Origin of the sequence: Streptomyces tubercidicus, assembly GCF_027497495.1 — a bacterium.
Taxonomy (GTDB): Bacteria; Actinomycetota; Actinomycetes; order Streptomycetales; family Streptomycetaceae; genus Streptomyces; species Streptomyces tubercidicus.
This window is the reverse complement of sequence record NZ_CP114205.1, coordinates 6,441,588-6,468,493: the sequence shown is the minus strand read 5'-3', so window position 1 is coordinate 6,468,493 and position 26,906 is coordinate 6,441,588. Positions and strand designations below refer to the sequence as shown.

The 26,906-nt window shown below is 71.6% G+C and carries 23 protein-coding genes and 2 pseudogenes; 6 read left to right on the top strand and 19 right to left on the bottom strand.

Annotated elements, in window-relative coordinates; genetic code table 11:
• Positions 1–127 precede the first annotated feature (127 nt).
• On the bottom strand, positions 128–688 hold the full coding sequence (locus STRTU_RS28235) for a LysM peptidoglycan-binding domain-containing protein (protein WP_159747436.1): 561 nt from the start codon (positions 686–688) through the stop codon (positions 128–130).
• Positions 689–972: 284 nt separating this feature from the next.
• Between STRTU_RS28235 and STRTU_RS28230 the strand changes: the two genes are divergently transcribed.
• Entirely contained in the window at positions 973–1,782 is an 810-nt protein-coding gene (locus tag STRTU_RS28230) for a hypothetical protein (RefSeq protein ID WP_159747435.1), read from the top strand.
• A gap of 172 nt (positions 1,783–1,954) precedes the next feature.
• The gene (locus STRTU_RS28225; RefSeq protein WP_159747434.1) at positions 1,955–2,239 is read left to right on the top strand and encodes a hypothetical protein; all 285 of its coding nucleotides are present in this window, start codon (positions 1,955–1,957) and stop codon (positions 2,237–2,239) included.
• Positions 2,240–2,278: 39 nt separating this feature from the next.
• Here the strand turns inward: STRTU_RS28225 and der are convergent, their stop codons facing one another.
• From der to aroH, 5 genes are all read right to left on the bottom strand, one after another.
• Entirely contained in the window at positions 2,279–3,739 is a 1,461-nt protein-coding gene (der, locus tag STRTU_RS28220) for a ribosome biogenesis GTPase Der (RefSeq protein ID WP_159747433.1), read from the bottom strand.
• A gap of 69 nt (positions 3,740–3,808) precedes the next feature.
• Positions 3,809–4,465: a lysophospholipid acyltransferase family protein gene (locus STRTU_RS28215; protein WP_159747432.1), complete on the bottom strand. Its 657-nt coding sequence runs from the start codon at positions 4,463–4,465 to the stop codon at positions 3,809–3,811.
• A complete protein-coding gene (gene cmk / locus STRTU_RS28210) occupies positions 4,462–5,196 on the bottom strand; it encodes a (d)CMP kinase (RefSeq protein ID WP_159747431.1) in 735 nt (244 codons plus the stop codon). Before cmk ends, STRTU_RS28215 begins: the two co-directional genes overlap by 4 nt.
• An 86-nt stretch (positions 5,197–5,282) precedes the next feature.
• On the bottom strand, positions 5,283–6,368 hold the full coding sequence (locus STRTU_RS28205; protein WP_159747430.1) for a prephenate dehydrogenase: 1,086 nt from the start codon (positions 6,366–6,368) through the stop codon (positions 5,283–5,285).
• Positions 6,365–6,727, bottom strand: coding sequence for a chorismate mutase (aroH, locus tag STRTU_RS28200; RefSeq protein WP_159747429.1), 363 nt, complete (start codon positions 6,725–6,727; stop codon positions 6,365–6,367). The genes STRTU_RS28205 and aroH overlap by 4 nt, the downstream gene beginning before the upstream one ends.
• Positions 6,728–6,983: 256 nt before the next feature.
• Here aroH and STRTU_RS28195 point away from each other — a divergent pair, with 256 nt between their 5' ends.
• Positions 6,984–7,679 (top strand): nucleotidyltransferase domain-containing protein, encoded by a 696-nt coding sequence (locus STRTU_RS28195; RefSeq protein ID WP_159747428.1) that lies wholly within the window; start codon positions 6,984–6,986, stop codon positions 7,677–7,679.
• Positions 7,680–7,761: 82 nt separating this feature from the next.
• On the opposite strand, the gene STRTU_RS28190 is transcribed toward STRTU_RS28195, so the two are convergent.
• The 11 genes from STRTU_RS28190 to STRTU_RS28140 form a co-directional block, all read right to left on the bottom strand.
• Positions 7,762–8,613 carry a nucleotidyltransferase domain-containing protein gene (locus tag STRTU_RS28190; protein WP_159747427.1) on the bottom strand — a complete coding sequence of 284 codons (852 nt, stop codon included), beginning with the start codon at positions 8,611–8,613 and terminating at the stop codon, positions 7,762–7,764.
• Positions 8,606–9,619 (bottom strand): ADP-ribosylglycohydrolase family protein, encoded by a 1,014-nt coding sequence (locus tag STRTU_RS28185; RefSeq protein WP_159747426.1) that lies wholly within the window; start codon positions 9,617–9,619, stop codon positions 8,606–8,608. The genes STRTU_RS28190 and STRTU_RS28185 overlap by 8 nt, the downstream gene beginning before the upstream one ends.
• A gap of 130 nt (positions 9,620–9,749) precedes the next feature.
• Entirely contained in the window at positions 9,750–10,901 is a 1,152-nt protein-coding gene (locus STRTU_RS28180; protein ID WP_159747425.1) for a pseudouridine synthase, read from the bottom strand.
• Positions 10,901–11,599 (bottom strand): SMC-Scp complex subunit ScpB, encoded by a 699-nt coding sequence (gene scpB, locus STRTU_RS28175; protein WP_159747424.1) that lies wholly within the window; start codon positions 11,597–11,599, stop codon positions 10,901–10,903. Before scpB ends, STRTU_RS28180 begins: the two co-directional genes overlap by 1 nt.
• Entirely contained in the window at positions 11,596–12,726 is a 1,131-nt protein-coding gene (locus tag STRTU_RS28170) for a segregation and condensation protein A (RefSeq protein ID WP_159747423.1), read from the bottom strand. Before STRTU_RS28170 ends, scpB begins: the two co-directional genes overlap by 4 nt.
• Before the next feature lie 220 nt (positions 12,727–12,946).
• On the bottom strand, positions 12,947–13,612 hold the full coding sequence (locus STRTU_RS28165) for a hypothetical protein (RefSeq protein ID WP_246241484.1): 666 nt from the start codon (positions 13,610–13,612) through the stop codon (positions 12,947–12,949).
• Positions 13,597–14,613, bottom strand: coding sequence for a ParA family protein (locus STRTU_RS28160; protein WP_018087947.1), 1,017 nt, complete (start codon positions 14,611–14,613; stop codon positions 13,597–13,599). The genes STRTU_RS28165 and STRTU_RS28160 overlap by 16 nt, the downstream gene beginning before the upstream one ends.
• A gap of 489 nt (positions 14,614–15,102) precedes the next feature.
• The gene (gene ald, locus STRTU_RS28155) at positions 15,103–16,218 is read right to left on the bottom strand and encodes an alanine dehydrogenase (RefSeq protein WP_159749638.1); all 1,116 of its coding nucleotides are present in this window, start codon (positions 16,216–16,218) and stop codon (positions 15,103–15,105) included.
• A 168-nt stretch (positions 16,219–16,386) separates the two neighbouring features.
• Positions 16,387–18,531: a tetratricopeptide repeat protein gene (locus STRTU_RS28150; protein WP_159747421.1), complete on the bottom strand. Its 2,145-nt coding sequence runs from the start codon at positions 18,529–18,531 to the stop codon at positions 16,387–16,389.
• Between the two features lie 167 nt (positions 18,532–18,698).
• Positions 18,699–19,325, bottom strand: a complete 627-nt coding sequence (locus tag STRTU_RS28145; RefSeq protein WP_159747420.1) for an NUDIX domain-containing protein — start codon at positions 19,323–19,325, stop codon at positions 18,699–18,701.
• 95 nt (positions 19,326–19,420) lie between these two features.
• Positions 19,421–21,076 (bottom strand): CTP synthase, encoded by a 1,656-nt coding sequence (locus STRTU_RS28140; RefSeq protein ID WP_159747419.1) that lies wholly within the window; start codon positions 21,074–21,076, stop codon positions 19,421–19,423.
• Between the two features lie 489 nt (positions 21,077–21,565).
• Here STRTU_RS28140 and STRTU_RS28135 point away from each other — a divergent pair, with 489 nt between their 5' ends.
• Positions 21,566–23,377, top strand: coding sequence for a glycoside hydrolase family 15 protein (locus tag STRTU_RS28135; protein ID WP_159749636.1), 1,812 nt, complete (start codon positions 21,566–21,568; stop codon positions 23,375–23,377).
• A 73-nt stretch (positions 23,378–23,450) separates the two neighbouring features.
• Here STRTU_RS28135 and STRTU_RS28130 read toward each other — a convergent pair whose 3' ends face one another.
• A complete protein-coding gene (locus STRTU_RS28130) occupies positions 23,451–24,677 on the bottom strand; it encodes a beta-1,3-glucanase family protein (RefSeq protein ID WP_159747418.1) in 1,227 nt (408 codons plus the stop codon).
• A gap of 419 nt (positions 24,678–25,096) precedes the next feature.
• Between STRTU_RS28130 and STRTU_RS36200 the strand changes: the two are divergent.
• Positions 25,097–25,228: pseudogene (locus STRTU_RS36200) on the top strand (LacI family DNA-binding transcriptional regulator); the annotation flags it as partial.
• A gap of 313 nt (positions 25,229–25,541) precedes the next feature.
• Complete coding sequence (locus tag STRTU_RS28125) at positions 25,542–26,267, top strand: dienelactone hydrolase family protein (RefSeq protein WP_159747417.1); 726 nt, start codon at positions 25,542–25,544, stop codon at positions 26,265–26,267.
• A gap of 19 nt (positions 26,268–26,286) precedes the next feature.
• On the opposite strand, the pseudogene STRTU_RS28120 reads toward STRTU_RS28125, so the two are convergent.
• Positions 26,287–26,556 (bottom strand): annotated as a pseudogene (locus STRTU_RS28120) (Tn3 family transposase); the annotation flags it as partial.
• Positions 26,557–26,906 lie beyond the last annotated feature (350 nt).

Sequence of the window (26,906 nt, the reverse complement as noted above, 5' to 3'; positions counted from 1 at the left end):
TGGGCCCGGCGCCAACTTGTTCCAAAAGAGTTAGTTCATCGGTAGCCGCTTTCGGGAACCCTTGCGCCGCGAAACCCCTCCGCCTCCTGCGCGCGCCAGGTAAGGACCCCGTCGTACGTCTCGGCTTCTACGGCAGCCGCAACCGGATGCCGACCGACAGCCGGTCCGGGTTGCCGCCGATGGTCGACCGGTTGGCTTGGTAGAGCGCCCGCCAGCCGCCCTTCACCCGGTACTTGCGCGCGATCTCACCGAGCGTCTCCCCGCGCCGTACGACATGGGTCCGGCTCTTGGGGGTCAGCCCGTAGCGCTGCGCGCACTCGGGCCAGGCGCCCCAGCCCTGGGCGGCCTGGACCTTCTTCGCGACCTCGATCTGCTCGTCACGGGAGGCGAGGTCGGCCCGCCGCGCGAAGGCGAGGCCGCCGAACGCCTCCCAGGTGGGCTGGTGGAACTGCAGCCCGCCATAGAAGGAGTTACCGGTGTTGATGTGCCAGTCCCCGCTGCTCTCGCACTCGGCGAGGCAGCCCCATGGCCACTGGTCACCGGCGCAGGTGTGCGCGGCCCTGCCGGTGCCGTCCGGCCCGTCGGCGGCGGCGCTCCCGGGCAGGCCGAGGAGCAGGGCAGCGGCCGCCGCGGTGAGCAGCCCGACGGATCCCACGAGGCGCCGTGGCGCCGAAGAGTTGTCCGACATAGCCGGTGACGGTAAGCAGCCCCCCTGCTCTGGCCAGCGTGCCACGCCCTCGGCATCCCGGTCCCACCCGGTCCGGCGTACGGAACACCGCCGACTGCGCCAAGTTCTGCGCAAGAGTTGGCGTTAAGTGACCGCTTCCGGGCCGGCTTTCCGTGATTTTCCGCTGTGCGGCGATTGGTTCGATTCTGTTCCCGTCGCCGCGTGACCCCTGCCGCAGGTCACCCGTTGTCCTTGTACGAGCCGGGAGACCACCCGGCAGACGCACAGAGATCGAGGAGCCACCCGTGCCGCGCATGCTCGACGTCAGCGACGACGTTCGCGCCGAGATCGGCGACGAAGAAGCCGACCGCCTGCTGGCCGGTGGCGACGCCCCCGGCAGCTACGACTGCACCTCCTGCCGGACCCCCGGAGACAGCGACCAGGAGCGCACCAGCACCGTCCTGTTCGTGGGCGAGGAGACCGCGGTGCTCGCGTTCGCCCATGCCACCTGTATCCCCTCGCAGGTCGTCCCGGTCTCGGAGGAGCAGCTCCAGGGAGCCGTGCGCTCCATCACCGGAGAGGACGACGCCCCCCGCACCCCCGGATCGGAGCCCTCCCCGGCCATCCCGGCCCCCACCGCTCCCCGCCAGGCGACCCTCGGGATCACCTGCGGTCTGGTGCTCGTCGAGGCCGATCTGCGTCCGGCCCTGGTGGTCGAGCCCGACGGCCCGATCGCCCGTCCCGGCTCGACCGGCCCGGACGACGACTTCCTCCCGCTGCTCCTGGAGCAGGGCTTCCACCCGGTGACGGACATGAACCAGCTCCCCGGCCCGAACCCGGGCTGGTCCGCGCTGCTGGCCATGGGCAAGCTGCACGCCGTCCTGCAGCCCGGCAACTCCGGCCAGCAGTCCGCCTGGTGGCAGGCCCACCAGCCGCTGGCCGTCTCCGACGGCTGGCGCGCCGCGGCCAACAAGGCCCGGTCCGTGGTGCTGTACGCCGCGCCCGCCGGCACCATCGGCCACCAGCCCCGCGAGGACCTGATGCGGCAGGCGCTGGAGGACGCCGCGGCGAAGGGCGCCCTGGTCGCCGCGGAGATTCCGCTGGCCGGCACCTGACAGCCCGGCGGACCCGATCGCGGGGGCAGAACCGTCAATCCGGACGGTCATGCCCCCGCGATCAGCCATTTCCACCGGAAAGCCGCATCCCGCAGCCATCGGGGTCGTTGGCACGTACGTGCACGCATACGACCCCTCCGCCCGCGCCCCGTACCCTCACCCGATCCCCGGCATGCGCCCGTCGCACGACCACGGGACGACGCCCCTCACGGACCAGGGGTCGGCCACGCCGATCTATGACGCGCTGTACGCCGAGTGGCGCCGCAGCTTCCGGGCCCTGCCCGGGGACCGTACGGACGAGCCGGAGCTCCCGGAGTCGCTGCGCGGGAGCTGGAGCCGTACCCCGGGCTCGGCGGGCCACTGGGAGGTCGTGAGCCGGCAGCCCTACCACCCCCGGGGGCATGTCCCGGCGGCGCTGCCCCCGGCACGGCGGGACGCCCGGCCGCACGGACACTGAGACGGACAGGGATCGGTCCGTACGGCCGGGAAGCCGCCGCTACTTCTTCTTGCTGCGCTTCTCCCGCACCCGTACGGAGATGTGGATCGGCGTCCCGTCGAAGCCGAACTCCTCCCGCAGCCGCCGCTCGACGAAGCGGCGGTAACCCGCCTCCAGGAAGCCGGAGGCGAACAGCACGAAGCGCGGCGGCTTGGTGCCGGCCTGGGTGCCGAAGAGGATGCGGGGCTGCTTGCCGCCGCGGATCGGGTGCGGGTGGGAGGCGACGATCTCACCGAGGAAGGCGTTCAGCCGCCCGGTGGGGATACGGGTCTCCCAGCCGGCCAGCGCGGTCTCGATCGCCGGGACCAGCTTCTCCATGTGGCGGCCGGTGCGCGCGGAGACGTTCACCCGCATCGCCCAGGGGATCTGCACGAGGTCCCGCTCGATCTCCCGCTCCAGGTAGAAGCGGCGCTCCTCGTCGAGGGTGTCCCACTTGTTGTAGGCGATGACCAGGGCGCGGCCGGCCTCCACCGCCATCGTGATGATGCGCTGGTCCTGGACGCTGATGGACTCGGACGCGTCGATCAGGACGACGGCGACCTCGGCCTTCTCGACGGCCGCCGCGGTGCGCAGCGAGGCGTAGTAGTCGGCGCCTTCCTGGAGGTGCACCCGGCGGCGGATACCGGCGGTGTCCACGAACTTCCAGGTCTTGCCGCCCAGTTCGATCATCTCGTCGACCGGGTCACGGGTGGTGCCGGCGATCTCGTTGACGACCACCCGCTCCTCGCCGGCGACCTTGTTCAGCAGCGAGGACTTGCCGACGTTCGGGCGGCCGATCAGCGCGATGCGGCGGGGGCCGCCGAGGGCGGCGCCGAAGGTCTGCGCGGGGGCCTCGGGCAGCGCGTCCAGCGCGGCGTCGAGCATGTCGCCGGTGCCCCGGCCGTGCAGCGCGGAGACCGGGTGCGGCTCGCCGAGGCCCAGCGACCACAGCATGGCGGCGTCGGCCTCACCCGACGGGCCATCGACCTTGTTGGCGACCAGGACGACGGGCTTGCCGGCCCGGCGCAGCAGCTTGACCACGGCCTCGTCGGTGTCGGTCGCGCCGACCTTGGCGTCGACGACGAAGACGACCGCGTCCGCGGCCTCGATGGCGAACTCGGCCTGCATCGCGACGGAGGCGTCGATGCCGAGGACGTCCTGCTCCCAGCCGCCGGTGTCGACGACCTTGAAGCGGCGGCCGTTCCAGTCGGCCTCGTACGTGACGCGATCGCGGGTGACGCCCGGCTTGTCCTCGACGACCGCTTCCCGGCGGCCGATGATGCGGTTCACCAGGGTCGACTTGCCGACATTGGGACGGCCGATGACGGCGAGGACGGGCAGCGGACCGTGGCCGGCCGCGGCGATGTCACCTTCGACCTCGTCGAGATCGAAGCCCTCCTCCGCGGCGAGCTCCATGAACTCCGCGTACTCGGCGTCGCCAAGCGCACCGTGCTCGTCGCCGGTAGGGATCTGGTCGTTCATGAAGTCCGTTCCTCGTTCATCATCGTGATCGGTGGGCCGCTCGTCCGCGGCCCACTACTCAAGTCTGGTTCAGCGCCCGGTCAGGCGCCTGGCCTCCGCCAGGTGGGCGGTCAGCCGCTCCTGGATACGTACGGTCGCCTCGTCGAGCGCCTTACGGGTACGCCGCCCGCTGCCGTCTCCTGCCTGGAACCCGTCGCCGAAGACGACGTCCACGCGGGACCGCAGCGGCGGCACGGCCGACGACAGCCGGCTGTGCCGGTCCTTGCCGCCGAGCACCGCCACCGGCACCACCGGGGCGCCGGAGCGCACCGCGAAGTACGCCAGGCCGGCCCGCAGCGAGGCGAAGTCGCCCTCGCCGCGGGTGCCTTCGGGGAAGATCCCCAGCACTCCGCCGTCCGCCAGCACCCCGAGCGCGTCGGTGATCGCCTTGCGGTCGGCGGTGTCGCGGTCCACCTTCAGCTGCCCGATGCCCCGCAGGAACGGGTCCAGCGGGCCGACGAAGGCTTCCTTCTTGATCAGGAAGTGCACCGGCCGCGGCGCGGTGCCCATCAGCATCGGGCCGTCGATGCCGTGCGAGTGGTTGACGGCGAGGATCACCGGGCCGGCCGACGGCACCCGCCAGGCGCCCAGCACCCGCGGCCGCCACAGCCCGTACATCAGGCCGATGCCGATCCGGCGGCCGACCGCGGCACCCGCCGCGCTCGGCGCCCTGCCGCTGTCGGTCACCGGGCGGCCCGCCCCGCCTTTTCGGCGCCGGCGCCCTCGATGAGGGTGACCACGCACTCGATGACCTGGTCCAGCGTCAGCTCGGTGGTGTCCACCTCGACGGCGTCGTCCGCCTTGGCCAGCGGGGAGGTCTTCCGGCCGGAGTCGGCGGCGTCCCGCTTGATCAGCGCCTCGCGGGTGGCGGCCAGGTCACCGGCCTCCTTGCCCTTGAGCTCGCCGCTGCGGCGGGCCGCCCGCGCCTCGGGGGAGGCGGTGAGGAACACCTTGAGGTCGGCGTCGGGCAGGACCGTGATGCCGATGTCCCGGCCCTCGACGACGATGCCGTGGGGGGCCTCGGCGGCGATGCTGCGCTGCAGGTCGGTGATCAGGGTTCGCACCTCGGGGACGGCGCTGACCGCGCTGACCGCGGCGGTGACCTCCTGGGTGCGGATCGGGCCCGCGGCGTCCAGGCCGTCGACCGTGATGGTCGGGGCGGCCGGGTCGGTGCCGGAGACGATCACGGGCTTGGCGGCGGCGTCGGCCACCGCGGTCGCGTCATTGACGTCGATCCCGTTGGACAGCATCCACCAGGTGATCGCGCGGTACTGGGCTCCGGTGTCGAGGTAGCCGAGGCCCAGCTTGGCGGCGACAGCCTTGGACGTGCTGGACTTGCCCGTGCCTGCGGGGCCGTCGATGGCGACAATCACTGCTGCCGGGGCGGTCCGAGCGGCGGTTTCCACGGTGACGAACACCTTTCTTGTACACGGGGCGGGGGTCCAAGGGCCATAAGGGCCTCGGACAAGGTTACTGGCTCACCCGCACGGTGCCGTCCACGGTCTCACTGCCGGATCGACCAGCCCCGCTCCCGCAGCTCCGCGGTCAGCGCCGGCACCGCCTGCGGCTCGATCATGAGCTGGATGAAGCCCGCCTGCTGACCCGTGGCGTGCTCGATGCGGACATCCTCGATATTGACCCCGGCCCGGCCGGCGTCGGCGAAGATCCGGGCCAGCTCACCGGGCTGGTCGCCGATGTAGACGGCGACGATCTCGTATGTGGCCGGGGCGGCGCCGTGCTTGCCCGGCACCCGCTCCCGCCCGGCATTACCGCGGCGGAGCACATCCGCGATGCCATGGGCGCCACCGCCGCGCTTGTCGTCGTCGGCCGACTCCAGGGCGCGCAGCGAACGCACCGTCTCGTCGAGATCGGCCGCGATCTCGGACAGCACATCGGCGACCGGGCCCGGATTGGCGGACAGGATGTCGATCCACATCGCGGGGTCGGAGGCCGCGATCCGCGTCACATCCCGGATGCCCTGGCCACAGAGGCGTACGGCGGTCTCGTCGGCGCCCTTGAGGCGGGCGGCGACAAGGCTGGAGAGCAGCTGCGGGGTGTGCGAGACGAGGGCGACCGCCCGGTCGTGCGCGTCCGCGTCCATCACCACCGGGACGGCCCGGCACAGCGCGACCAGCTCCAGCGCGAGATTGAGCACCTCGGTGTTGCCGTCGCGGGTCGGCGTGAGCACCCAGGGGCGGCCCTCGAAGAGGTCGGCGGTGGCGGCCAGCGGCCCGGAGCGCTCCTTGCCCGCCATCGGATGCGTACCGAGGTAGCCGGACAGATCGCGGCCCATCGCCTCCAGCTCACGGCGCGGTCCGCCCTTGACGCTGGCGACGTCGATGTAGGCACGGGCCACGCCGCGCCGCATCGCGTCCGCCAGCGCCGTCGCGACATGGGCCGGAGGCACGGCCACGATGGCCAGATCGACCGGCCCCGGCGGGGCCTCGGCGCTGCCCGCGCCCAGCGCGGCGGCGGTCAGGGCCTGGGCCTGGTCATGGTCCTCCAGGAACACCTGCACGCCGCGCGCGTGGAGCGCGAGCGCCGCCGAGGTGCCGATCAGGCCCGTTCCGATGACGAGTGCGGTCCTCACTGCGCGATGTCCTTCCGCAGCGCCCCGGCCGCGCCGAGGTAGACATGGGAGATCCCGGCCTTGGACAGATCCGTCTCGACATGCGCGAGCACCCGCACCACACGCTCCATGGCGCCGGTGATGTCCAGCTCCTGGGCGCAGATCAGCGGGACGTCCGTGATGCCCAGGGCACGCGCGGCGGCGGCCGGGAAGTCGCTGTGCAGATCGGGGGTGGCGGTGAACCACACGCTGATCAGGTCGTCCGCGCGCAGCTCATTGCGTTCGAGAACGGCGGTGAGCAGCGCGCCGACCTGCTCCTGCATGTGCTCCGCGTCGTCCCGCTCCAGCTGGACGGCCCCGCGGACCGCTCGTACCGCCACGTCGCTGCTCCCCTGCGTCATGTGCCGCGTCACGCACCTGCGCGCGCACTGATCAGCGTAACCAGCCGCACCGACAATCCGTACGGCGGCGGGGAGGGCCGGCCGGCGCGGAACGCTGTCCTGCGCGCCCCGCGACCGCCCGTACCGCGCCCCGCGACCGCCCGTACACCGACGGTGGCCGTACCGCCTCCCGCCCGCCGAACGGTCCGCCGAAACCTGGTGACACCGCCCCCTCCCGCCAGCGACAATCGCCGCCATGTCCGCAGCCGCCGCAGATCACTCCCTGGTCGCCGAGCACACCGTCTACGCCTGTGTGATGGGCTCGCGCGCCTTCGGTCTGGCCACGGAGACCAGTGACACCGACCGCCGCGGGGTATTTCTCGCACCCACCCCGCTCTTCTGGGGTTTCGAGAAGCCGCCGACCCATGTGGAGGGCCCGCGCGAGGAAGAGTTCTCCTGGGAACTGGAACGCTTCTGCCAGCTGGCACTGCGCGCCAACCCCACCATCCTGGAGTGTCTGCACTCCCCCCTGGTGGAGCGCATCGACGCCACCGGCCGGGAGCTGCTCACCCTGCGCGAGGCGTTCCTCTCCCGCCAGGTCCACCGCACGTTCGCGGGCTACGCCAAAAGCCAGCTCAAGCAGCTGCGCGCCGACGTCCGGCAGCACGGCGCGCCCCGCTGGAAGCACGCCATGCATCTGCTGCGCACCCTGACCTGCTCCCGCGATCTGCTCCGTACCGGCAGGCTCACGCTGGACGTCGGGCAGGACCGGGAAGAGCTGCTGGCGGTCCGGCGCGGTGAGGTGGCCTGGGAGACCGTGGAGCGCCGGATGGCGCGGCTGGCCGAGGAGGCGGAGGCCGCGGTGTCCGGCTCACCGCTGCCGGCCGAGCCGGACCGGGGCCGGGTGGCCGACTTCCTGTTCCGGGCCCGGCGGGCCTCCGCGCTCGGCTGAGGCCCGGCGGGCCCGGTCCCGGACGATGCGTCCTGGCCGGACGGTCAGTTCCGGCCCTGACGGTCAGATCCGGCCCTGACGGTCAGCTCCGGCCCGGACGATCAGTCCTGGCCCGGACGATGAGGTCGTGCAGCGCCTCGTGGGCACCGGGGGCGTCCGGCAGGGTCGTCGCGTCCTGCGCGGCGTCGAGCCGGGCGTGCAGTGCGTCGACATCCGCGCGCAGCCGCTCCGCGTCCACCACCTCACCTGCCGCGCCGTGTTCGGCCTCCTCCTTGGCCGCGATCAGCTCCGGTATGTAGGCGGGCGCGGCCAACTCGGCCACCAGGGTGGGCAGATGGGGCTGTACGCGGCCGCTGTCCATGAGGTGGATGCCGGTGAGCAGCACGCGCAGCGTGTACAGCAGCGGCTTCAGCTCGCCGGTCTTCTCGAACAGCCGCCACTGGGTCCCGGCGAAGCCCCGGTAGTGGTGGGCGGTGAGCAGGTCCGGCACCAGCGCGAGCAGTTCGTCGTGCACGGGAGTGGTGTGCACGACCAGGGGCGAGAGCAGCTGCTCCAGGACGTAGCCGTTGCGGCGCAGCAGAAGCCGGGCGAACTTGCGCAGGTCGTGCGAGACCAGGTCCAGCTCGGTGCGGTCCTGCTCCCACATCCGGGTCCGCGACTCCTCGGGCTCGTGCAGGCCGAGGAGGGCGGCGGCCGGCAGGAGGTGCGCGCCGCGCAGGTCGACATCGGAGTCCCGGGACGGGAAGCCGTACAGATGCGCGCCGGAGACCGTCGCGAAGACCAGCGGATCGTCCTGCTCGGCCACCACGGCGCCCAGGTCGACGGCGGGCAGCCCGGCCGCGCGGAGGACGGCCGCCCGCTCGGCGGCCGCTCCGGGAGCCGGTCCGGGGCCCGCTTCGGTGGCCGCTCCGGTCGCTATCGGGTTCTCAGGCATCCCAGACCTCCCCCAGTGCCAGCAGCTCCTCGCGGTACTCGATACGGGAGGCCCACTCCCCGGGCCAGGCGCCGGCGCCCAGGTAGGCACCCGCGAAGGCGCCGGTGAGACAGGCGATCGAGTCGGAGTCACCGGAGGTGCAGGCGGCCCGGCGGAGTGCGGTGAGCGGTTCGTCGGGGAAGAGCAGGAAGCACAGCAGGCCGGTGGCCAGCGCCTGTTCGGCGATCCAGCCGTCGCCGGTGGCCAGGCAGGGATCGCCCTCCGGGTCCGGGGCACGGAGCGCCGCGTCCAGCCGGTCCAGGACACCGAGGCATTCGTCCCAGCCGCGCGCGATGAAGGCCGCCGCGGACCGGTCCTGGCTCCGCCGCCACAGGTCGCCGAGCCAGTCCTCCCGGTAGACGGTGCGGTGGTTCTCGGCGTACACCCGGAGCCGGGCGGGCAGCTCGGCGGGCGGCGTGCCGTCGGCGAGGGCGCGTACGGCGTAGGCGGTCAGGTCACTGGCGGCCAGCGCGGTGGGGTGCCCATGGGTCAGCGCGGACTGCAGCTGCGCGGCGCCGGAGCGCTGCCGGGGGCTCAGCCCCGGTGCCAGCCCGATCGGCGCGACCCGCATATTGGCGCCGCAGCCCTTCGACCCCATCTGGGCGGCCCGGGCCCAGGGCAGGTCCCGGTCACTGAGCAGCTCACAGGCCCGCAGACACGTCCCGCCCGGTGCCCGGTTGTTGTCGGGCGAGCGCCACCAGGCCACGTACTCCTCGCGCACGGGACCCACGAGGCCGGCCGGGGTGAGGTCGCCGCGTCCCATGGCGGTGCGCAGCCCGCGGCCCAGCGCAAGCGTCATCTGGGTGTCGTCGGTGACGAAGGCGGGATCGGGCAGTGCCATCTGCCGCCACGGGCCGCACTTGGCCAGGATCGACGGCACATCGTGGAACTCTGTGGGAAAGCCGAGCGCGTCACCGAGAGCGAGCCCGATCAGCGAGCCGGTAGCGGCGGACCCCGTGGACACCATCAAAAAAACCACCCCTTAATGTCACAATGACATTAAGGGGTGGTGCGACGCCGCCGCAAGGTCTTTACCTGCCGTGCGGTCCGCCGGAGGTCCCTGCGGTACCAGGGGGCCTCCCCCCCTGGTACCGCAACTAGAGCTCGACCTCGCGCATCAGCATGCCGACCTCGGTGTTGGTCATCCGGCGCAGCCAGCCCGACTTCTGGTCGCCCAGGGCGATCGGGCCGAAGCTGGTGCGGACGAGCTTGTCGACCGGGAAGCCCGCCTCGGCGAGCATGCGGCGCACGATGTGCTTGCGGCCTTCGTGGAGCGTGACCTCGACGAGGTAGTTCTTGCCGGTGTTCTCGACGACGCGGAAGTGGTCGGCGCGGGCGTAGCCGTCCTCCAGCTGGATGCCGTCCTTGAGCTGCTTGCCCAGGTCGCGCGGGAGGGGGCCCTGGATCGCGGCCAGGTAGGTCTTCTTGACGCCGTAGCGCGGATGCGTCAGGCGGTGGGCCAGCTCACCGTGGTTGGTGAGCAGGATGATGCCCTCGGTCTCGGTGTCCAGCCGGCCGACGTGGAACAGCCGCGTCTCACGGTTGGTGACGTAGTCGCCCAGGCACTGGCGGCCGTCCGGGTCCTCCATCGTGGAGACGACACCGGCCGGCTTGTTGAGCGCGAAGAAGAGGTACGACTGGGTGGCGACCGTCAGGCCGTCGACCTTGATCTCGTCCTTCTCCGGGTCGACCCGGACGCCCTGCTCCATGACGATCTGGCCGTTGACCTCGACGCGCGCCTGGTCGATCAGCTCCTCGCAGGCCCGGCGGGAGCCCATACCGGCCCTGGCCAGCACCTTCTGCAGGCGCTCGCCCTCCTGGTCGCCGAACGTCTTGGGGGTCTTGATCTGAGGCTTGTTGTGGCGGGCGCGGTTGCGCTCCTCTACCTGGGCGTCGTATTCACGTGGCCGCGCGGGCGCCTGTCCGCGGCCGCGCTGCGGGCCGCCCTTGGCACCCGGACGGGACCCCTTGGACGCAGCGCCGGTACGCGGACCGCCCTTGGCGCCGCCACGGGCCGCCGCGCCCCGGCTGCCGCCACTCTTGGGAGCGCCGCTCTTGGCGCCGCGCTCGTCCTTGCCGCCGGGGCCGCCGGTTCCGCCCACGTCGTAGCGGCGCTCTTCCGGACGGGGACGGCCGGCCCGCTGCTGCTTGTCGTCCTTCTTTCCCCCAGCCTTCGGCTGGGAGGTGCCCCCACCCGCGCCGCGGTAGTTGCCCCGCCCGCTGTCGTTGTTCCTGCCGCTGCTTCGCATCAATGATCCGTCTGAGAGTCGCCGCTGTCGTCTACGTCGAACGACGGGATACCTTCCGGGGAATCGCCCTCGACCGCGTCCGCCTCCGGGAGGAACGGTGCGAGCTCAGGGAGCTCGTCCAGGCCGCGCAGGCCCATCCGCTCCAGAAAGTAATTCGTCGTCCTGTACAGGATCGCACCTGTTTCAGGTTCCGTCCCCGCCTCCTCCACCAGGCCGCGCTGGAGGAGTGTGCGCATCACACCGTCACAGTTCACGCCGCGTACGGCCGAGACACGGGAACGGCTGACCGGCTGACGGTACGCGACCACGGCCAGAGTCTCCAATGCGGCCTGGGTCAGCCGGGCCTGCTGCCCGTCCAGGACGAAGCTCTCCACGGCGTCCGCGTACGCGGCACGGGAGTAGAAACGCCAGCCGCCGGCCACCAGGCGGAGGTCGAAACCGCGGCCCTGGCGGGTGTAGTCGTCGGACAGCTCGCGCAGCGCGAGCGCGACCGCGCGGCGGGGCCGCTGCAACACCCTGGCCAGGTGTTCCTCGGTCGCGGGCTCGTCGACGACCATGAGGACCGCCTCCAGCGCGGGCTTCAGCGCCAGCTCGGCGACGACCGACGTCCCGGCCGGCACCCCGGACCGCTCGTCGGGAGTGCCGTCCGCACCGGCCTCCGTGATCTCGTACGTCTCCGCACCGGCCTCGCCGCTCATGCCCGCTCCTCTCCTGCTCGCTCTGCCTGTGCCGCCGTGGCGGCGCGCTGGCCCGGTTCCTGGTCGAACTCGTCGGTGACCACCGGCTCGGCCCCCTCCGTGCCCGTCCAGCGGACGGTGAGCGCCCCCAGGGCCTCGTCCTGGTCCAGGACGACCACCCGCTCCCGGTAGAGCTCCAGCAGGGCCAGGAAGCGCGCCACGACGGTGAGGGTGTCCGGTGCGTCCGCGCACAGCTCCTGGAAGCCGCACTCGCCCGCCTCCCGCAGCCGCGCCATCACCACCTCGGCCTGCTCCCGCACGCTCACCAGCGGGGCGTGGATGTGGTCGACATAGACCTGCGGCCGGGCCTTGGGCTGCATCGCCTTGACCGCCAGCTTGGCGAAGCCCTCCGCGCCGGTGCTGATGACGACCTCGGGCAGCAGCTCGGCCAGCTGCGGCTCCAGGCCGACCGTACGGGGGTGGCAGCGGGCCTCGTCCGCCAGCCGGCCGCTGAAGATGTCCGCGATCCGTTTGTAGGCGCGGTACTGCAGCAACCGGGCGAAGAGCAGATCGCGGGCTTCCAGGAGCGCGAGGTCCGCCTCGTCCTCCACCTCGGCCACGGGCAGCAGCCGGGCCGCCTTCAGATCCAGCAGCGTCGCCGCCACGACCAGGAATTCCGTGGTCTGGTCCAGGTCCCAGTCCGGCCCCATGGCGCGGATGTGCGCCATGAACTCGTCCGTCACCTGCGACAGCGCGACCTCGGTGACGTCCAGCTTGTGCTTGGAGATCAGCTGGAGGAGAAGATCGAAGGGCCCCTCGAAGTTGTCGAGCCGGAGGGTGAAGCGGCCGTCGCCGTTCCCGTCCTTCTCGCCCTTCTCTGCCTCCTCGGTGCCGACCTCGGCGGGGGCGGCCACGGGGCCCTCCCCCGCAGCGGCTTCCTCCGCCGGCCCGGAAGCCTCCGGCACGTCTGGCGCCACGGGCTCGTCCAGCACCTCCGTGACCGCGGCCTCGTCCGGCGTCTCGACGGCCAACGTCCCGATAGCCGGCGTCTCCATGACCGGCGTCCCGTCGGCCGACGCCTCACCCACCCCCCGCCCAAGGCGTCTACGGCTACGGCGCGCGGGGTGTTCATCGTTGGTCGTCGACATCGCGGTCCAGGGTGCTGCGGTCCCGTGCCGGGGGCGACGGGCTGATCACGGGCGGGACACCCCGCCGAAAAGGCAGGCTATCCCGCCCCACCCGGCGTGACGTTTCCGCACCGCGGCGGCCGCGCGGTAATTCTCGGCCGCCACGGGCGGGCGACCACGGCGGCGGCCCCGGCCGTGCCGGACCGGCCGCGCCCCGGGCACGGGCCGCGGGAGACGGGCGTCAGCGGCCCCGCAGCCGCCGCACCAGGATGCTGGCGTCGCCACGCGACTCCAGGTCGGCGAGGACCACGGCGACCGCCTCGCGGACGATCCGGCCGCGGTCGACGGCGAGGCCGTGTTCGCCGCGCAGCACCAGCCGCGCATGTTCGAGGTCCATGAGCTCCTCGGCGGAGACATAGACGGTGATCTTCTCGTCGTGCCGTTCCCGGCCGCTGGGGCGGCGGTTGGCGCCGCGGGAGCCACCGCGGCGGCGGCCCTGCCCGCCGGTCTGTCCGGCCGCGGCAGCCGGCTCGGCAGCGGCCTGGCCGCCCTTGCCCGCCTGGGTGCGGTGCCCCTTGGCGGTCTCGCCGTCCGTCTCCCGGCCGCTGTGCTCGGCCGGGGGGCCGACGGCGGGCACCCGTGGTGGGGTGGCCGGTCCGCCGTCACCGGCCGTCGCCGCCGGGGTGTCCGAGCCGCCGGCCCCGGGCCGACGCTGCCGTACCGCGGTGGCCGCCTCCGGCCCGTCCGCCGCCGGATCGGGCTCGCCGGCCGGTGCGGGCACCCGGGGCGCCTCGCCGTTGGCCGGGGAGCCGTTCGCCGGGCGGCGGGGGCTGGAGGGCTGCAGCCCCCCTCCCCCGGTGGTACGGAACAGTTCGTCGGCTCCCGGCAGACTCACTCGGCGTGACACCGGGCGAGCACCTCCCTGGCGAGCTGACGATAAGCGGCGGCGCCGACGGAGTTGGAGGCGTACGTGGTGATCGGCTCACCCGCGACGGTGGTCTCCGGGAAGCGGACCGTACGGCCGATGACGGTGTGGTAGACGTGGTCGTCGAAGGCCTCGACGACCCGCGCCAGGACCTCACGGCTGTGCACGGTGCGGGAGTCGTACATCGTCGCCAGGATGCCGTCCAGCTCCAGCTCGGGGTTGAGCCGCTCCTGGACCTTCTCGATCGTCTCGGTGAGCAGCGCGACACCGCGCAGCGCGAAGAACTCGCACTCCAGCGGCACGATCACCTTGTGAGCCGCCGTCAGGGCGTTGACGGTGAGCAGGCCGAGGGAGGGCTGGCAGTCGATGACGATGTAGTCGTAGTCGGCCAGCAGCGGCTTCAGCGCACGCTGGAGCGTCGACTCGCGCGCGACCTCGCTGACCAACTGCACCTCTGCCGCTGACAAATCGATATTGCTGGGCAGCAGGTCCATGTTGGGGACCGCGGTCTTGAGCAGCACCTCGTCGGCCGACATGCCCCGCTCCATGAGCAGGTTGTAGACCGTCAGATCGAGCTCCATCGGGTTGACGCCGAGTCCGACCGAGAGGGCACCCTGCGGGTCGAAGTCGACGAGCAGCACCCGTCGTCCGTATTCGGCGAGCGCGGCACCCAGGTTGATGGTCGAGGTGGTCTTGCCGACCCCGCCCTTCTGGTTGCACATCGCGATGATTTTGGCGGGGCCGTGGTCGGACAGCGGTCCCGGGATGGGGAAATAAGGGAGCGGGCGTCCGGTCGGGCCGACGCGTTCGCGGCGCTGGCGCGCGGCGTCCGGCGCGAGCGTCGCGGCGTATTCGGGGTCCGGCTCGTACTCCGCGTCCGGATCGTAGAAGTGCCCCTCGGGCAGGTCGTCGTAGTCGGCGAGACGGGCGGGTTCTCCACTGCCCCGGTCGCCGGCCATGGCGTTCACGTGATGGCCGTCCATGCTCTGGTGGGCTGTCGTGGAAATGCTCTGATGGGCTGCGAAGGTATGGACCGCAACGGAGCCGACAGCCTCGCGCCCCGAGGGACCCTGGTCCCGTGCAACCACTCCTGGTTGTCCATCTCCGGGAGTAAATGTCGACTCATTCACAAGTCGTCTTACCTCCTTGGACGTGACCAGGAAACTTTATCGATAGGTCAGCGTGGCACCATGCCGACGGTTGGCGACTCTATGGCGTGTCGGGCGTCCGCAGCAACACAATCCACCGGACCCGGCACGATGTGTCGGTAACCGGACCCCCCGATGTCAAGGGCGCAAGCGGTATCGGACCGATGTTTCAGGGGTGCGCGAATCGGTTAAAGGGTTACGTTCGCGGCGAGTTGAGTGCCGGTGGTCCGGAGCGCGGCGCACCGCCGGTCGCACACGCGACCGGCCGGGCCCTGTCGACAGGGCCCGGCCGGAGGTGCGGCGTTGACGTCCGTGGTTGACGTCTCAGCCGAGGAGGGTGCGCAGTTCGACGTGCTCCAGGCCGTGCGCCTCGGCGACCGGGCCGTAGACGACCTTGCCGTCGTGCGTGTTCAGGCCCTTGGCCAGCGCCGGGTCACGGCGCAGCGCCTCGACCCAGCCGCGGTTCGCCAGCTCCACGATGTAGGGCAGCGTGGCGTTGGTGAGCGCGTGGGTGGAGGTGTTCGGCACCGCGCCGGGCATGTTGGCGACGCAGTAGAAGACCGAGTTGTGGACCGGGAAGGTCGGCTCGGCGTGCGTGGTGGCACGGGAGTCCTCGAAGCAGCCGCCCTGGTCGATCGCGATGTCGACAAGAACACTTCCGGGCTTCATCTTGGCGACGAGCTCGTTGGTGACCAGCTTCGGGGCCTTAGCGCCGGGGATGAGGACCGCACCGACGACGAGGTCGGCCTCGACGACGGCCTTCTCCAGCTCGTAGGCGTTGGAGACGATCGTCTGCACCTTGGTGCCGAAGATCTTGTCGGCCTCGCGGAGCTTGTTGATGTCCTTGTCCAGCAGGGTGACGTGGAAGCCGAGGCCCACCGCGATCTGCAGGGCGTTCCAGCCGGAGACGCCACCGCCGATGATGACGGCCTTGCCCGCGTGCACACCGGGGACGCCACCGGGCAGCACACCGCGGCCGCCGGCCTGGCGCATCAGGTGGTAGGCGCCGACCTGCGGGGCGATACGGCCCGCGACCTCGGACATCGGGGCGAGCAGCGGCAGCTGGCGGCCGGCCGTCTCGACGGTCTCGTAGGCGATGGCGGTGGTGCCGGACTCCAGCAGCGCGTCCGTGCACTCCTTGGAGGCGGCCAGGTGCAGGTAGGTGAAGAGCGTCTGGTCCTTGCGGAGGCGGTGGTACTCCTCCGCAATCGGCTCCTTGACCTTCAGCAGCAGGTCAGCGGTGCCCCAGACCTCGTCGGCGGTGTCCAGGATGGACGCACCGGCGGAGACGTACTCCTCATTCGTGATGGACGAACCGAGACCGGCGTCCTTCTCGATGAAGACCTGGTGGCCGTGGCGGACGAGTTCATGGACTCCGGCGGGCGTGATGGCCACGCGGAACTCGTTGTTCTTGACCTCGCGGGGGATGCCGACCTTCACGTCGATCACGGTCCTTGGAAGAGAGGGTGCAGAAGGAATTATCCCCTCATGCGTCGCATGACGGAACTGACCGCGCCGAACGCGGTCCAGCCAGTCTATTGAAGGAGCCCTTCTTGTCTAGCCTTGCAAAGCATTAATTTGTGCGAGAAGCACCACCGATTTCGTAGGTCACTCGGGGTGATCTCCAAAGAGTCGCTCTCCGGCGGCCCGATGGAGCCGTGCCGCGGCCGGATCTCCGAGCCGTTCGAGGGTGTCCGCAATCCGCAGCTGCAGGGCCGCCTCCAGCCGTCCGCCACCCGCTTTACGGGCGATGTCCAGGGCTTCCAGACAGGTCCGCAGCGCCTCCTCGGGCCGCCCCGCGTACTCCTGCACCCGGGCCACCTCACCGGTCGCCCGCGCCTGGCCGGCCATCTCACCGAGGCGGCGATAGGCCCCGACGGCCGCCCGCCACGCCTTGAGCGCCTCGTCCCACCGGCCCGCCTGCGCGAGCGCGCCGCCGATCCGGCCGTGCAGCCGCGCCGCGTCCCCGCCCTCACCGCGGGCGAGCCGCAGCTCCAGGGCCCGGCCGTACCAGTCGGCGGCCCGCTGCCAGTCGCCCAGCTCGGTATAGGTGCCGCCCAGCGACTCCAGTGCCCGGCCGGTGGCCAGGGGGTCCTTCACCGAGCGTGCCGCCTCCAGCGCACCGCGGTAGCGGGTGAGCGCCTGTGTGGTCCGTCCCGCCTGGCCGTCCAGGTCGCCGAGGTTCAGCAGGGCGGCGGCCCGCTCCCGCGGCAGCCCGCGCCGCTCGGCGACCCGCAGGACGAGCCCGTGCAGCGCGTAGAGGTCCGGTGCGGCGGCCTCGGCGCCCTGGTGGGCCAGCAGCGTACGGGTCAGCACGGCCATCAACCGCCGGTCCAGGGTGTCGAGTTCACCGTCCACGACGGCGATCCTTGCGGCGTCGAGCAGGGCGCCGCGGCGGATGCGCAGCCAGTGCGCGGCGGCGTCCCGGGAGCCGAAGCGCAGCGCGCGCGGCAGCCCCGCGGTCTTCCGGCGGGCGGGGGAATCGGCCGGCTCCGCCATCGCCCGGCAGGACTGCAGCAGCCGTACGGTCCGCTCCAGCATCCGGGCGCGGGCCAGCTCGATCTCGGCCGGGCGCTCATGCTCCGTGAGCAGTGCGCGCACCAGCGGGCAGAGGCAGCCGGGAAGGCGGTACGGGGGATACAGGGCGGCGTCGGGCGCGGGGACGCCGGGGGCCTCCTCGCCCTCGTCGGCGGCGGGCCGCAGCAGTCCGAGCGCGGCGCATTCGCTCAGCGTCGTGGCGGCCACGGCCACCGAGCAGCCGGCCAGCGCGGAGGCGATATGCGCGTCCACCAGACCGCCCGGGGCCAGGGTGATCAGCCGCAGCATCCGGGCGGCGGGCGCCGGCAGCGCGTCATGGGCGAGGCGGAAGGCGCGGAACAGCGGCCGGGCCCCGGTGGGCAGGTCCGGCGGCAGCGGTACGGCCCGCAGCGCCTGGCACAGATCGGCGACCGAGGACATCGGGCGGGCGGCGAGCCAGGCCCCGGCCAGGACCAGGGCGGCGGGCTGGCCGCCGCACTCCTCGACGACACGGTCGGCGGTCCGCGGATCCACCGTGATCCGGGTCGGTCCGGCATACCGGCTGAGGACGGCGACCCCGGCCGCGCTGTCCAGACCGCCCAGGGCGCACGGCCGGACGTCCGGAATGCCGGTCAGCGGCCCCTGCGAGACGACCACGACCAGACAGTCCGGGGCGTCGGGAAGCAGCGGTTCGACCTGGTCGGCGCCGGGGGCGTCGTCCAGGAAGAGCAGGGCCCGGCGCCCGGCGAGCGCCTCGCGCAGCCGTCCGGTCAGCTCGTCCTCGGGGGCGCCCGGCGGGGCGCCTGTGCCGAGCGCGGCCAGCAGCTCACGTGCGGTGCGGCCGGTGTCGGCCGGTTCACCGTCCGGGCCGGTCAGGGTGGCCCGGAGAACCCCGTCGGGATGTCCGTCGGCCAGCTCCCGCAGCAGCTCCTCGGCCAGGGCCGTCCGTCCGGAACCGGGGCGCCCGGCGATCAGCAGCACCCGGCTGCGGGCGCCCTTGCGGCCGGAGAGGGTGTCCAGGCCGGCGCGGGCGATATCGGCGTGCAGCTCCTTGAGTTCGCGGCGCCGCCCGGCGAATCCGCCGGTGGACGGGGCGGCGGCGGTCGCGGGGACGGTGGGGCGGGCGGCGGCACCGGCCTGGCGGGGCGCCGCGGCCCGCGGTCCGGGCGCTGTCGTGGCAGCCGCTTCCGCCGCCTCCGGCGGGAGGTGCCCCCCGCCCACCGCCTGGTCCGTCACCGGCTCACGCTCCCGTCCACCTGCGCGTACGAATCCACCGCTGGGGCGGACGCTGCCGAGCGTAGTTCACGGCCCGTCACGTCTCGTGCAGCGCGGGGCGGTTGAGTCACCCGATCGGATCGGCGGATCATCCGACGGGCCCGTGGTACGGCGGGAAGGGGCCCGGCTCAGACCTCGAAGGGGCGGGCCGGCCAGGGCGCGTCGGCCGGGCGCAGCGCGTCCAGGCCCGCGCCGCCCTGGGCCGCGGCGAGCGCCAGCACTCCCACGACGAGGCAGTTGTTGTGCAGCTCACCGGCGAGCGCGCCACGGATCAGCTCGTCCTGCGGCACCCGCGCCAGCTCCATATCGGCCTCCTCCTCGGAGACCTCGAAGCGCTCGCCCTCCGCCTCGGACAGATCGCGGGCGAGGAAGATCCGCACGGCCTCGTCGCAGCCGCCGGGCGTGGTGTAGACGTCGGTCAGCACCCGCCAGTCCCCGGCCTTGACGTGCGCTTCCTCGTACAGCTCGCGCTGTGCCGCGTGCAGCGGGTTCTCGCCGGGGATGTCGAGCAGCCCGGCGGGGATCTCCCACAGCTTCTGGCGTACGGGGTGGCGGTACTGGCGCAGCACCAGCACCCGGCCCTCGTCGTCGAGCGCGACGACGGCCACCGAGCCGGGGTGGACCTGGTAGTCACGCGAGACGCTGGACCCGTCGGGCATGACGACCTGGTCGGTGCGGACGCTGGTCTTGTTCCCGGTGAACGGCGTCGTGGTCGCGGTGACCGTCCACTCCTCGGGGGTGTCCTTGATCGCCATGGCGCGTCCTCCTGTATGTGCCTGTGCCAACGCAGAAACCGGGGCACGACCTGCGAGAGGCCGTACCCCGGCAACCGTATCCGCCGCGGTGTGCGCTACTTCGCGGAACCCGTCTTGCGCGCGACCGCGGCCTTCACCAGACCGGCGAAGAGCGGGTGCGGACGGGTCGGGCGGGAGCGCAGCTCCGGGTGTGCCTGGGTGGCGACCAGGTAGGGGTGGATCTCGCGCGGGTACTCGACGTACTCGACGAGCTTGTTGTCCGGGGAGGTGCCGGAGAACAGCAGCCCGGCCTTCTTCTCCAGCTCACCGCGGTAGGCGTTGTTGACCTCGTAGCGGTGGCGGTGGCGCTCCTCGACGTAGGGCTGGTCGTCGTAGACCTCGCGGACGATCGAGCCCTCGGCGAGCTTGGCGGGGTACATACCCAGCCGCATCGTGCCGCCCATATCGCCCTCACCTGCGACGATGTCCATCTGCTCGGCCATCGTGGAGATGACCGGGTCGGCCGCGGCCGGGTCGAACTCGGTGGAGTTCGCGCCCTCGATGCCGGCCAGGTTGCGGGCCGCCTCGATGACCACGCACTGCAGGCCCAGGCACAGGCCGAGCAGCGGGAGCTTGTTCTCCCGGGCGTAGGTGATCGCGCCGACCTTGCCGTCCACGCCCCGGTCGCCGAAGCCGCCGGGGATGCAGACCGCGTCACAGTCCCCGAGCTGCTCGGCGGCGCCGGCCGGGGTCTTGCAGTCGTCGGAGGTGACCCACTTCAGCTTCACCCGGGTCTTGTTCGCGAAGCCGCCGGCCCGCAGCGCCTCGGTGACCGAGAGGTAGGCGTCGGGCAGGTCGATGTACTTGCCGACCAGCGCGACCTTGACCTCGTGGTCGGGGTTGTGGACGCGGTCGAGCAGGTCCTCCCACTGGGTCCAGTTCACGTCGCGGAACGGGAGGTCCAGCTTCCGTACGACATAGGCGTCCAGGCCCTCGGTGTGCAGCACCTTGGGGATGTCGTAGATCGACGGGGCGTCGATCGCGGCGACCACCGCGGCCTCGTCGACGTCGCACATCAGCGAGATCTTGCGCTTGATGGCGGTCGGCACCTCGCGGTCGGCGCGCAGCACGATCGCGTCGGGCTGGATACCGATGTTGCGCAGCGCCGCGACCGAGTGCTGGGTCGGCTTGGTCTTCAGCTCACCGGACGGGCCGATGTAGGGGAGCAGCGAGATGTGCACGACGAAGACGTTGTCCCGGCCGACCTCGTGGCGGACCTGGCGGACGGTCTCCAGGAACGGCAGCGACTCGATGTCGCCGACGGTGCCGCCGACCTCGGTGATGACGACGTCGACGTCCTCGGTCGCCATCCGCCGGATGCGGTGCTTGATCTCGTTGGTGATGTGCGGGATGACCTGCACGGTGTCGCCGAGGTACTCACCGCGCCGCTCCTTGGCGATCACGGTGTTGTAGACCTGGCCGGTGGTGACGTTCGCGGAGCCGTCGAGGTCGACGTCCAGGAAGCGCTCGTAGTGGCCGATGTCCAGGTCGGTCTCGGCGCCGTCGTTGGTGACGAAGACCTCACCGTGCTGGAACGGGTTCATCGTTCCGGGGTCGACGTTCAGATACGGGTCGAGCTTCTGCATCGTGACCCGCAGACCGCGCGCCTTGAGGAGAGCACCCAGGCTGGAGGCGGTGAGCCCCTTGCCCAGCGAGGAGGCGACGCCCCCGGTGACGAAGAGGTGCTTGGTCGTCGTGGATTTGGGCGGCATGGCCAAGAGGGAACTCCCGTGGTCGCGAGGTGGAGAGGTGCGAAGCGGCGCCGTCCCGGTTTTCAGGGGTGCCGTCGCTGCGGTTCGGGGGTTCTCGTGCCCACCGGTCCACGGGGTACCAGGCTATCAGCGACCGGGCATGGTCGCGTCCGGCCACACACGGCGACCGTGCGCTCACGGGCGGGGTGACGGTGTCACGTGACGGAGGCCACCCGTTCGGAGCACGTCAGTCCGTGCGAGCGTCACGCGGATCACCCACCTGCGTCGTATCCTGCTCGGACACTCGCTACGAGCCGTCCGGGAAGGCACCACCCGAGCCGTCCGGGAAGGCACCACCCTCCCCCAGCTACCGCTGGGTGGGGGTCCCCCAGCGGTAGCCGGGGGAGTGCCCCCAGCCCGATTTCCGGTCCCGCTGCTCGGCGACGTTTCATGGGCAGGACGGACCAATACATACGTCCCATGGGGGGCGTGACTCCAGTTCGACGGGAGATGCACGTGGCCGGGCGCATCGAGGACTACGCACTTATCGGCGATATGCAAACCGCCGCTCTAGTGTGCCGGGACGGCACGGTGGACTGGCTGTGCCTGCCCCGCTTCGACTCCCCGGCGGTCTTTGCGGGGCTGCTGGGCACGGAGGAGCACGGATTCTGGCGGATGGGGCCGGTCAACGGTCCCGGGGGCCGGTCCGCGCCGGCCGACCGCCGTCGCTACCGGGGCGATTCGCTCGTCCTGGAATCGGAGTGGGACACCCCGCGCGGCACCGTCCGCGTGATCGACTTCATGCCGCCCCGTGACGGGGCGCCGCAGCTGATCCGCATCGTGGAGGGCGTCAGCGGCCGGGTCCCGATGCGCTCGGCGCTGCGGATGCGGTTCTCGTACGGCTGGGTCGTGCCCTGGGTGCACAAGATCGACGACCGTACGGTCGCGGTCGCGGGCCCCGATTCGGTGTGGCTGGACACCGAGGCGGAGACGTACGGCAAGGACCTGACGACCTACTCCGACTTCACCGTCTCGCCGGGTGAGCGGATCGCGTTCACCATCAGCTGGGAGCCCTCGCACAAGCAGCCGCCGGCGGTGGCCGACCCGGAGGGGTCGCTGGAGGCCACCGAGGAGTTCTGGCGCGAGTGGGTCGAGCACTGCACGTACCACGGCCCCTACCGGGACGCGGTGGTGCGCTCGCTGATCACGCTGAAGGCGCTGACGTACGCGCCGACCGGCGGGATCGTGGCGGCGCCGACGACCTCGCTGCCGGAGTGCCTGGGCGGCGTCCGTAACTGGGACTACCGCTTCACCTGGCTGCGGGACGCCGCGATCACGCTGTCCTCCCTGCTGCGCACCGGCTACCGCGAGGAGGCGCGGGCCTGGCGGGAGTGGCTGCTGCGGGCGGTGGCCGGCGATCCGGAGAACCTTCAGATCATGTACGGCATCGCCGGCGAACGGGAGTTGGGCGAGAACGAGCTCACCTGGCTTCCCGGCTACGAGAACTCCCGCCCCGTACGGGTCGGCAACGGCGCCGCCGGACAACTCCAGCTCGATGTCTACGGCGAGGTCACCGAGGCGCTGCACCTGGCCCACATGACGGGCCTGGCCCGCAACGACTACGCCTCGCTGCTCCAGCTCAAGCTGATCCAGTGGGTGGAGAAGCACTGGGACGAGCCGGACGAGGGCATCTGGGAGGTCCGCGGCCCGCGTCGGCACTTCGTGCACTCCAAGGTCATGACCTGGGTCGCGGTCGACCGCACGGTCAAGCTGATCGAGTCCGGGGACGTCGACGGCCCGCTGGAACGCTGGAAGGACCTGCGCGAGACCATCCACCGCGACGTCTGCGAGAAGGGTTACGACAAGGAGCGCAACACCTTCACCCAGTCCTACGGCTCCCAGGAACTGGACGCCTCACTGCTGCTGATCCCGCAGATGGGCTTCCTGCCGCCGGACGACAAGCGCGTCATCGGCACCATCGAGGCGATCCAGCGCGAGCTGTCCACCGAGGACGGCTTCGTGCTGCGCTACCCGACATCCGGCGCGGACGACCTCGGCGTGGACGGCCTGGAGGGCGAGGAAGGCGCCTTCCTCGCCTGCTCGTTCTGGCTCGCCGACGACCTCGCGATGATCGGCCGGGTCGACGAGGCCCGCACACTCTTCGAGAAGCTGCTCTCGCTCCGCAACGACCTGGGCCTGCTCGCCGAGGAGTGGGACCCCAAGGCCCGGCGCCAGGTGGGCAACTTCCCGCAGGCGTTCAGCCATGTCCCGCTGATCGACACGGCGCTGCGGCTTACGGCTAGTGGGGCTTACGGGGGTTAGCGCCCCCTCCGGGGCGCCAACCGCCCGGCGTTCTGTGGTGCCGCCCGGATGTGGGTGGCACCACGTTGCTTTGTCAGAACGGGGTCAGGGTGAGGGTGAGTTCCTTCGGGGCGGGGTCCTCGATGTAGGAGGCGAAGCCGGCGACGTCGTCGAAGGCGAAGCCGTAGGCCCTGCCGTCTTTGGTGGCGGCGTGCATGGCCTTGGCGTAGTGGTTGGTCAGCCGCCCCCCGTAGAAGGTGGCCGGGTCGGTGGTGGGCTGGGCGGTGTGTGAGGTGAGGGTGGAGCGGTTGAGGGCGGCGCCCAGGACGGCGGCGACCGGGCCGCGGGTCCCGTCATTGGGGGCGGCGAGGGTGCCGTCGCAGAAGAGGACATCGCGGGTGGACGGCTTGTCGAAGGAGACCGTGCCGGTGGGGGCGCCACGCTCGCCCTTGAGGCCCTCGGGGACGGTGAAGACGAGTTTGCCGTCGCGGACCCGGCCGGTGAAGGTACCCGCGTTCGTGGTGACGGACAGGTCCTTGGCCGCGTAGGCGGACCATGCCTCGTCGACGGCGGGGGCGAAGTAGTCCCCGGCGAACAGGCCGCTGTCCAGGCCGTGACCAGGGGCGATCACCCGCCGGTCGCCGATGACCAGCCGGTCGAAGCCCTCGGCGGCCTTGACGTCGGCGAAGATCCTGGCGCGGGCGCCGTCCTTGAGCGTGCCGGTGGTCTGTTCCTTGGCGCCGGAGAGCTGGAGCGCGAGCGGCACGCTGAACATGTCGACCATGGTGGTGTTGCAGTACATCCCGCCGGAGTTGTAAGTGAACTCGGCGCAATCGTGCAGCACGTCGTAGTTGGGGTCGCCGGCGACCCAGCCCGCCGGGTAGGCGAGCGCGGCCCTGCCGTTGCCGTCCTCGACCGCCTTGAACTTGAGCTTGCTGCCGAGCGCGGCGTAGATCCGGCCGGACATCTGCGGCAGCTGGAGGGTCGTGGTGCCGCTCGCGGCGAGCGGTATGGCGTAGTCGGTGAAGCCGTCGGAGCCGTTGTCGGCCAGGGCCACGGGCTTGAGTTCACCGTCGGGGGTGACGTGCACCTGCCGGGTGCCGTCATTGCCGACGAGGTAGATCCAGACCGAGGAGTTGGCGTAGGCGCCGGAGTTGTTGACGAGGTGCAGGGGCATTCCGGCGGCGGAACGGGCGGGCCCGCGGGGTGCTGCGGCCGGGGCGGGCGCGCCGTACGCACGGCCGGCCAGGGCGAATCCGGAGGTGGCGGCGGCTGCGGCGCCGGCGGCGAGACCGCCGAGCAGACTGCGGCGAGTGATCACGAGGGGGCTCCTTGTGGGGTGGTGTGCCCGTGGGGGTGGGGGGTGTGCCCGTTAGCGGGGGGTGTGCCCGTTGGGGGGCGCGGTCCGGCCCGTACGGCCTCGGCGGGGCGGCGGGCGGAGAGCGAGGGGCAGAGACCGAAGGGCGGAGACCGTCCGGCGTCCGGGACCCGGCTCTCATGCTCATGACACTCACTCCTCGGTGCGGTGGGGCGTGAGGAGGCCGATGGGGGCGCGTCGAGCTTCGATGGCGGCGTGAGGAGTGCGATGAGGGGCGCGAGGATTCCGATGGGGCCGTCGGGGCCGAGAGCGCTCTCATGTCCTGCGCTGTGCACCCTGCCGACTCGATGAAAGACCGTCAAGTCATCGCGCTCAGGAAGGAGTTGAATGGAGGCAACGGAGTCGATGGAGCTGAATGGTGTCTGAGCCGTACGGCCGCGGCGACGCTGGAGGCGGTCGCGGCACTCGCCGGCGTCTCCCGCGCCACGGTGTCCCGGGTGGTCAACGGCGGTGCGGGCACCGGGTCCTCGATCCCGGCCTCGTCCAGGACGAGGTTCTGCCGGTCAGTCGACTGCTGGTCGGTCTCTTGTAGACGATTTTGGCCGCGCTGTTCCCCGCTCCTGTCGGCGCATCGGACCTCGGGTGTCATCTAACCCTGTCGCCAATCGCCATCGGATCTCATGGGATCGGAGCCGTCGTCAGATCCCGGAATCACTGGGTTCATTGGACGCACGCCGCCCCTGTCGTCATTCGATCGTTTGACGACAGGCGGACGACGCGTCCGGGTGATGTAGTCGGGACAGGCTGCTGTCTGCCATCGGTGAACACCACCCCGAGCGGGCGCAACGGTCATTACCGTCCAGTCGCATGACGACGGTAACAACCCGTACGGTCGAATACCCGGCCGACAACCTGACGATGATCGGATACCTCGCGCTCCCGGCCGGTGCCGAGCGCCGGCCCGCAGTCCTGATCGGCCCCGAGGGGACGGGGCTCAGCGATGTCGAGCGCCGGCGGGCCGAGGCTCTGGCCGAGCTGGGGTACGTGGCGCTGGCCTTCGACCTCCACGGCGGACGCTATTTGGACGACCCAGAGGAAATGTTGGCCCGTTGCATGCCGCTGCTCGCCGATCCCGACCGCATGCGAGGAATCGGTCACGCCGCGCTCAACGTGTTGCGTGCCGAATCACGGGCCGACCCCGACCGGACCGCCGCCGTCGGCTACGGCACCGGGGGCGCAGTCGCACTGGAACTCGGTCGCGATGGCGTCGACCTGCGCGCGATTGGGACAGTCAACGCACTGACCACGGGCCGACCGGGCGAGGCGGCACGCATTCGCTGCCCGGTATGGGCCGGGGTCGGGTCGGAAGACCCCATCATGCCGCCCGTGCAACGGGAGGCGTTCACCGCAGAGATGCAGGCCGCGGGCGTCGACTGGCGCCTCGTGGTCTACGGAGGAGCCCTTCACGCCTTCCACCACCCATCGGTCGACCACACCGTGCGTCCCGGCGTCGGCTACCACCCACGGCACGCACAGCGAGCCTGGCGTGACATCGTCGCCCTGCTCGCCGAGTGCCTGCCCGTCACGGATTGATCCGATCGGCTCCTGATACTCACTCCTGCCCGCCGTCGTCGTCTTCGTCCAGTTCTGGGGCGTCCGGGTCGCGCAGCGGGCGCAGGGCGCCGGCGGCCGGGGTGGAGGCGGTGAAGCTGTAGCGGCCGAGCAGGTTCAGGTTGCGGTGCTTGAGCGGCGACAGGCGGGCGATGTCCTCGTCTCTGATCTCGTGGCCTTCGGCGTGAAGCTGGGCGACGGCGGCGTCGATGTACTTCGTGGTCCACAGCACGATGGCGTTGAGGACCAGGCCGAGCGCGCCGAGCTGGTCTTATCCGAACTAGCCCAGCTCGGCGGCGGGTCCGCCTGCGGGCCGTCGTTCACCACGGAAAGTAGTCGTGAAGAAGTTGGTGGACGGGTTCCGTCGGGCATGTCGTGCACGTCGTCCGCGCGCTTCGCGGTCTTACTGGGAGAACGCGTAGGTCCGGACGGGGTCGAGGTGCAGTTCGAAGGGCCCGAAACAGTCAGCCGCGAGGGTCGCGACCGGAGCGCCGCAGGGACAGGCCCGGTTGAGTCCCTCGTCACCTGTCGGTCCGCAGCACCCACTGCTGTTCTCCCAGTTGGGCAGTGGCTGAAGGCTGGCGGCGTCATCAGGGTGCACCAGCACTGTGTGTCGGCTAC

What these genes read in the sequence shown, in the direction of transcription:
- STRTU_RS28235 (WP_159747436.1), bottom strand. Translation starts at nt 688, where the DNA reads ATGTCGGACAACTCTTCGGCGCCACGGCGCCTCGTGGGATCCGTCGGG.
- STRTU_RS28225 (WP_159747434.1), top strand. Translation starts at nt 1,955, where the DNA reads ATGCGCCCGTCGCACGACCACGGGACGACGCCCCTCACGGACCAGGGG.
- der (WP_159747433.1), bottom strand. Translation starts at nt 3,739, where the DNA reads ATGAACGACCAGATCCCTACCGGCGACGAGCACGGTGCGCTTGGCGAC.
- STRTU_RS28195 (WP_159747428.1), top strand. Translation starts at nt 6,984, where the DNA reads ATGTCCGCAGCCGCCGCAGATCACTCCCTGGTCGCCGAGCACACCGTC.
- STRTU_RS28190 (WP_159747427.1), bottom strand. Translation starts at nt 8,613, where the DNA reads ATGCCTGAGAACCCGATAGCGACCGGAGCGGCCACCGAAGCGGGCCCC.
- STRTU_RS28185 (WP_159747426.1), bottom strand. Translation starts at nt 9,619, where the DNA reads ATGGTGTCCACGGGGTCCGCCGCTACCGGCTCGCTGATCGGGCTCGCT.
- STRTU_RS28180 (WP_159747425.1), bottom strand. Translation starts at nt 10,901, where the DNA reads ATGCGAAGCAGCGGCAGGAACAACGACAGCGGGCGGGGCAACTACCGC.
- scpB (WP_159747424.1), bottom strand. Translation starts at nt 11,599, where the DNA reads ATGAGCGGCGAGGCCGGTGCGGAGACGTACGAGATCACGGAGGCCGGT.
- STRTU_RS28170 (WP_159747423.1), bottom strand. Translation starts at nt 12,726, where the DNA reads ATGTCGACGACCAACGATGAACACCCCGCGCGCCGTAGCCGTAGACGC.
- STRTU_RS28160 (WP_018087947.1), bottom strand. Translation starts at nt 14,613, where the DNA reads ATGGACGGCCATCACGTGAACGCCATGGCCGGCGACCGGGGCAGTGGA.
- STRTU_RS28145 (WP_159747420.1), bottom strand. Translation starts at nt 19,325, where the DNA reads ATGGCGATCAAGGACACCCCCGAGGAGTGGACGGTCACCGCGACCACG.
- STRTU_RS28140 (WP_159747419.1), bottom strand. Translation starts at nt 21,076, where the DNA reads ATGCCGCCCAAATCCACGACGACCAAGCACCTCTTCGTCACCGGGGGC.
- STRTU_RS28135 (WP_159749636.1), top strand. Translation starts at nt 21,566, where the DNA reads ATGCACGTGGCCGGGCGCATCGAGGACTACGCACTTATCGGCGATATG.
- STRTU_RS28125 (WP_159747417.1), top strand. Translation starts at nt 25,542, where the DNA reads ATGACGACGGTAACAACCCGTACGGTCGAATACCCGGCCGACAACCTG.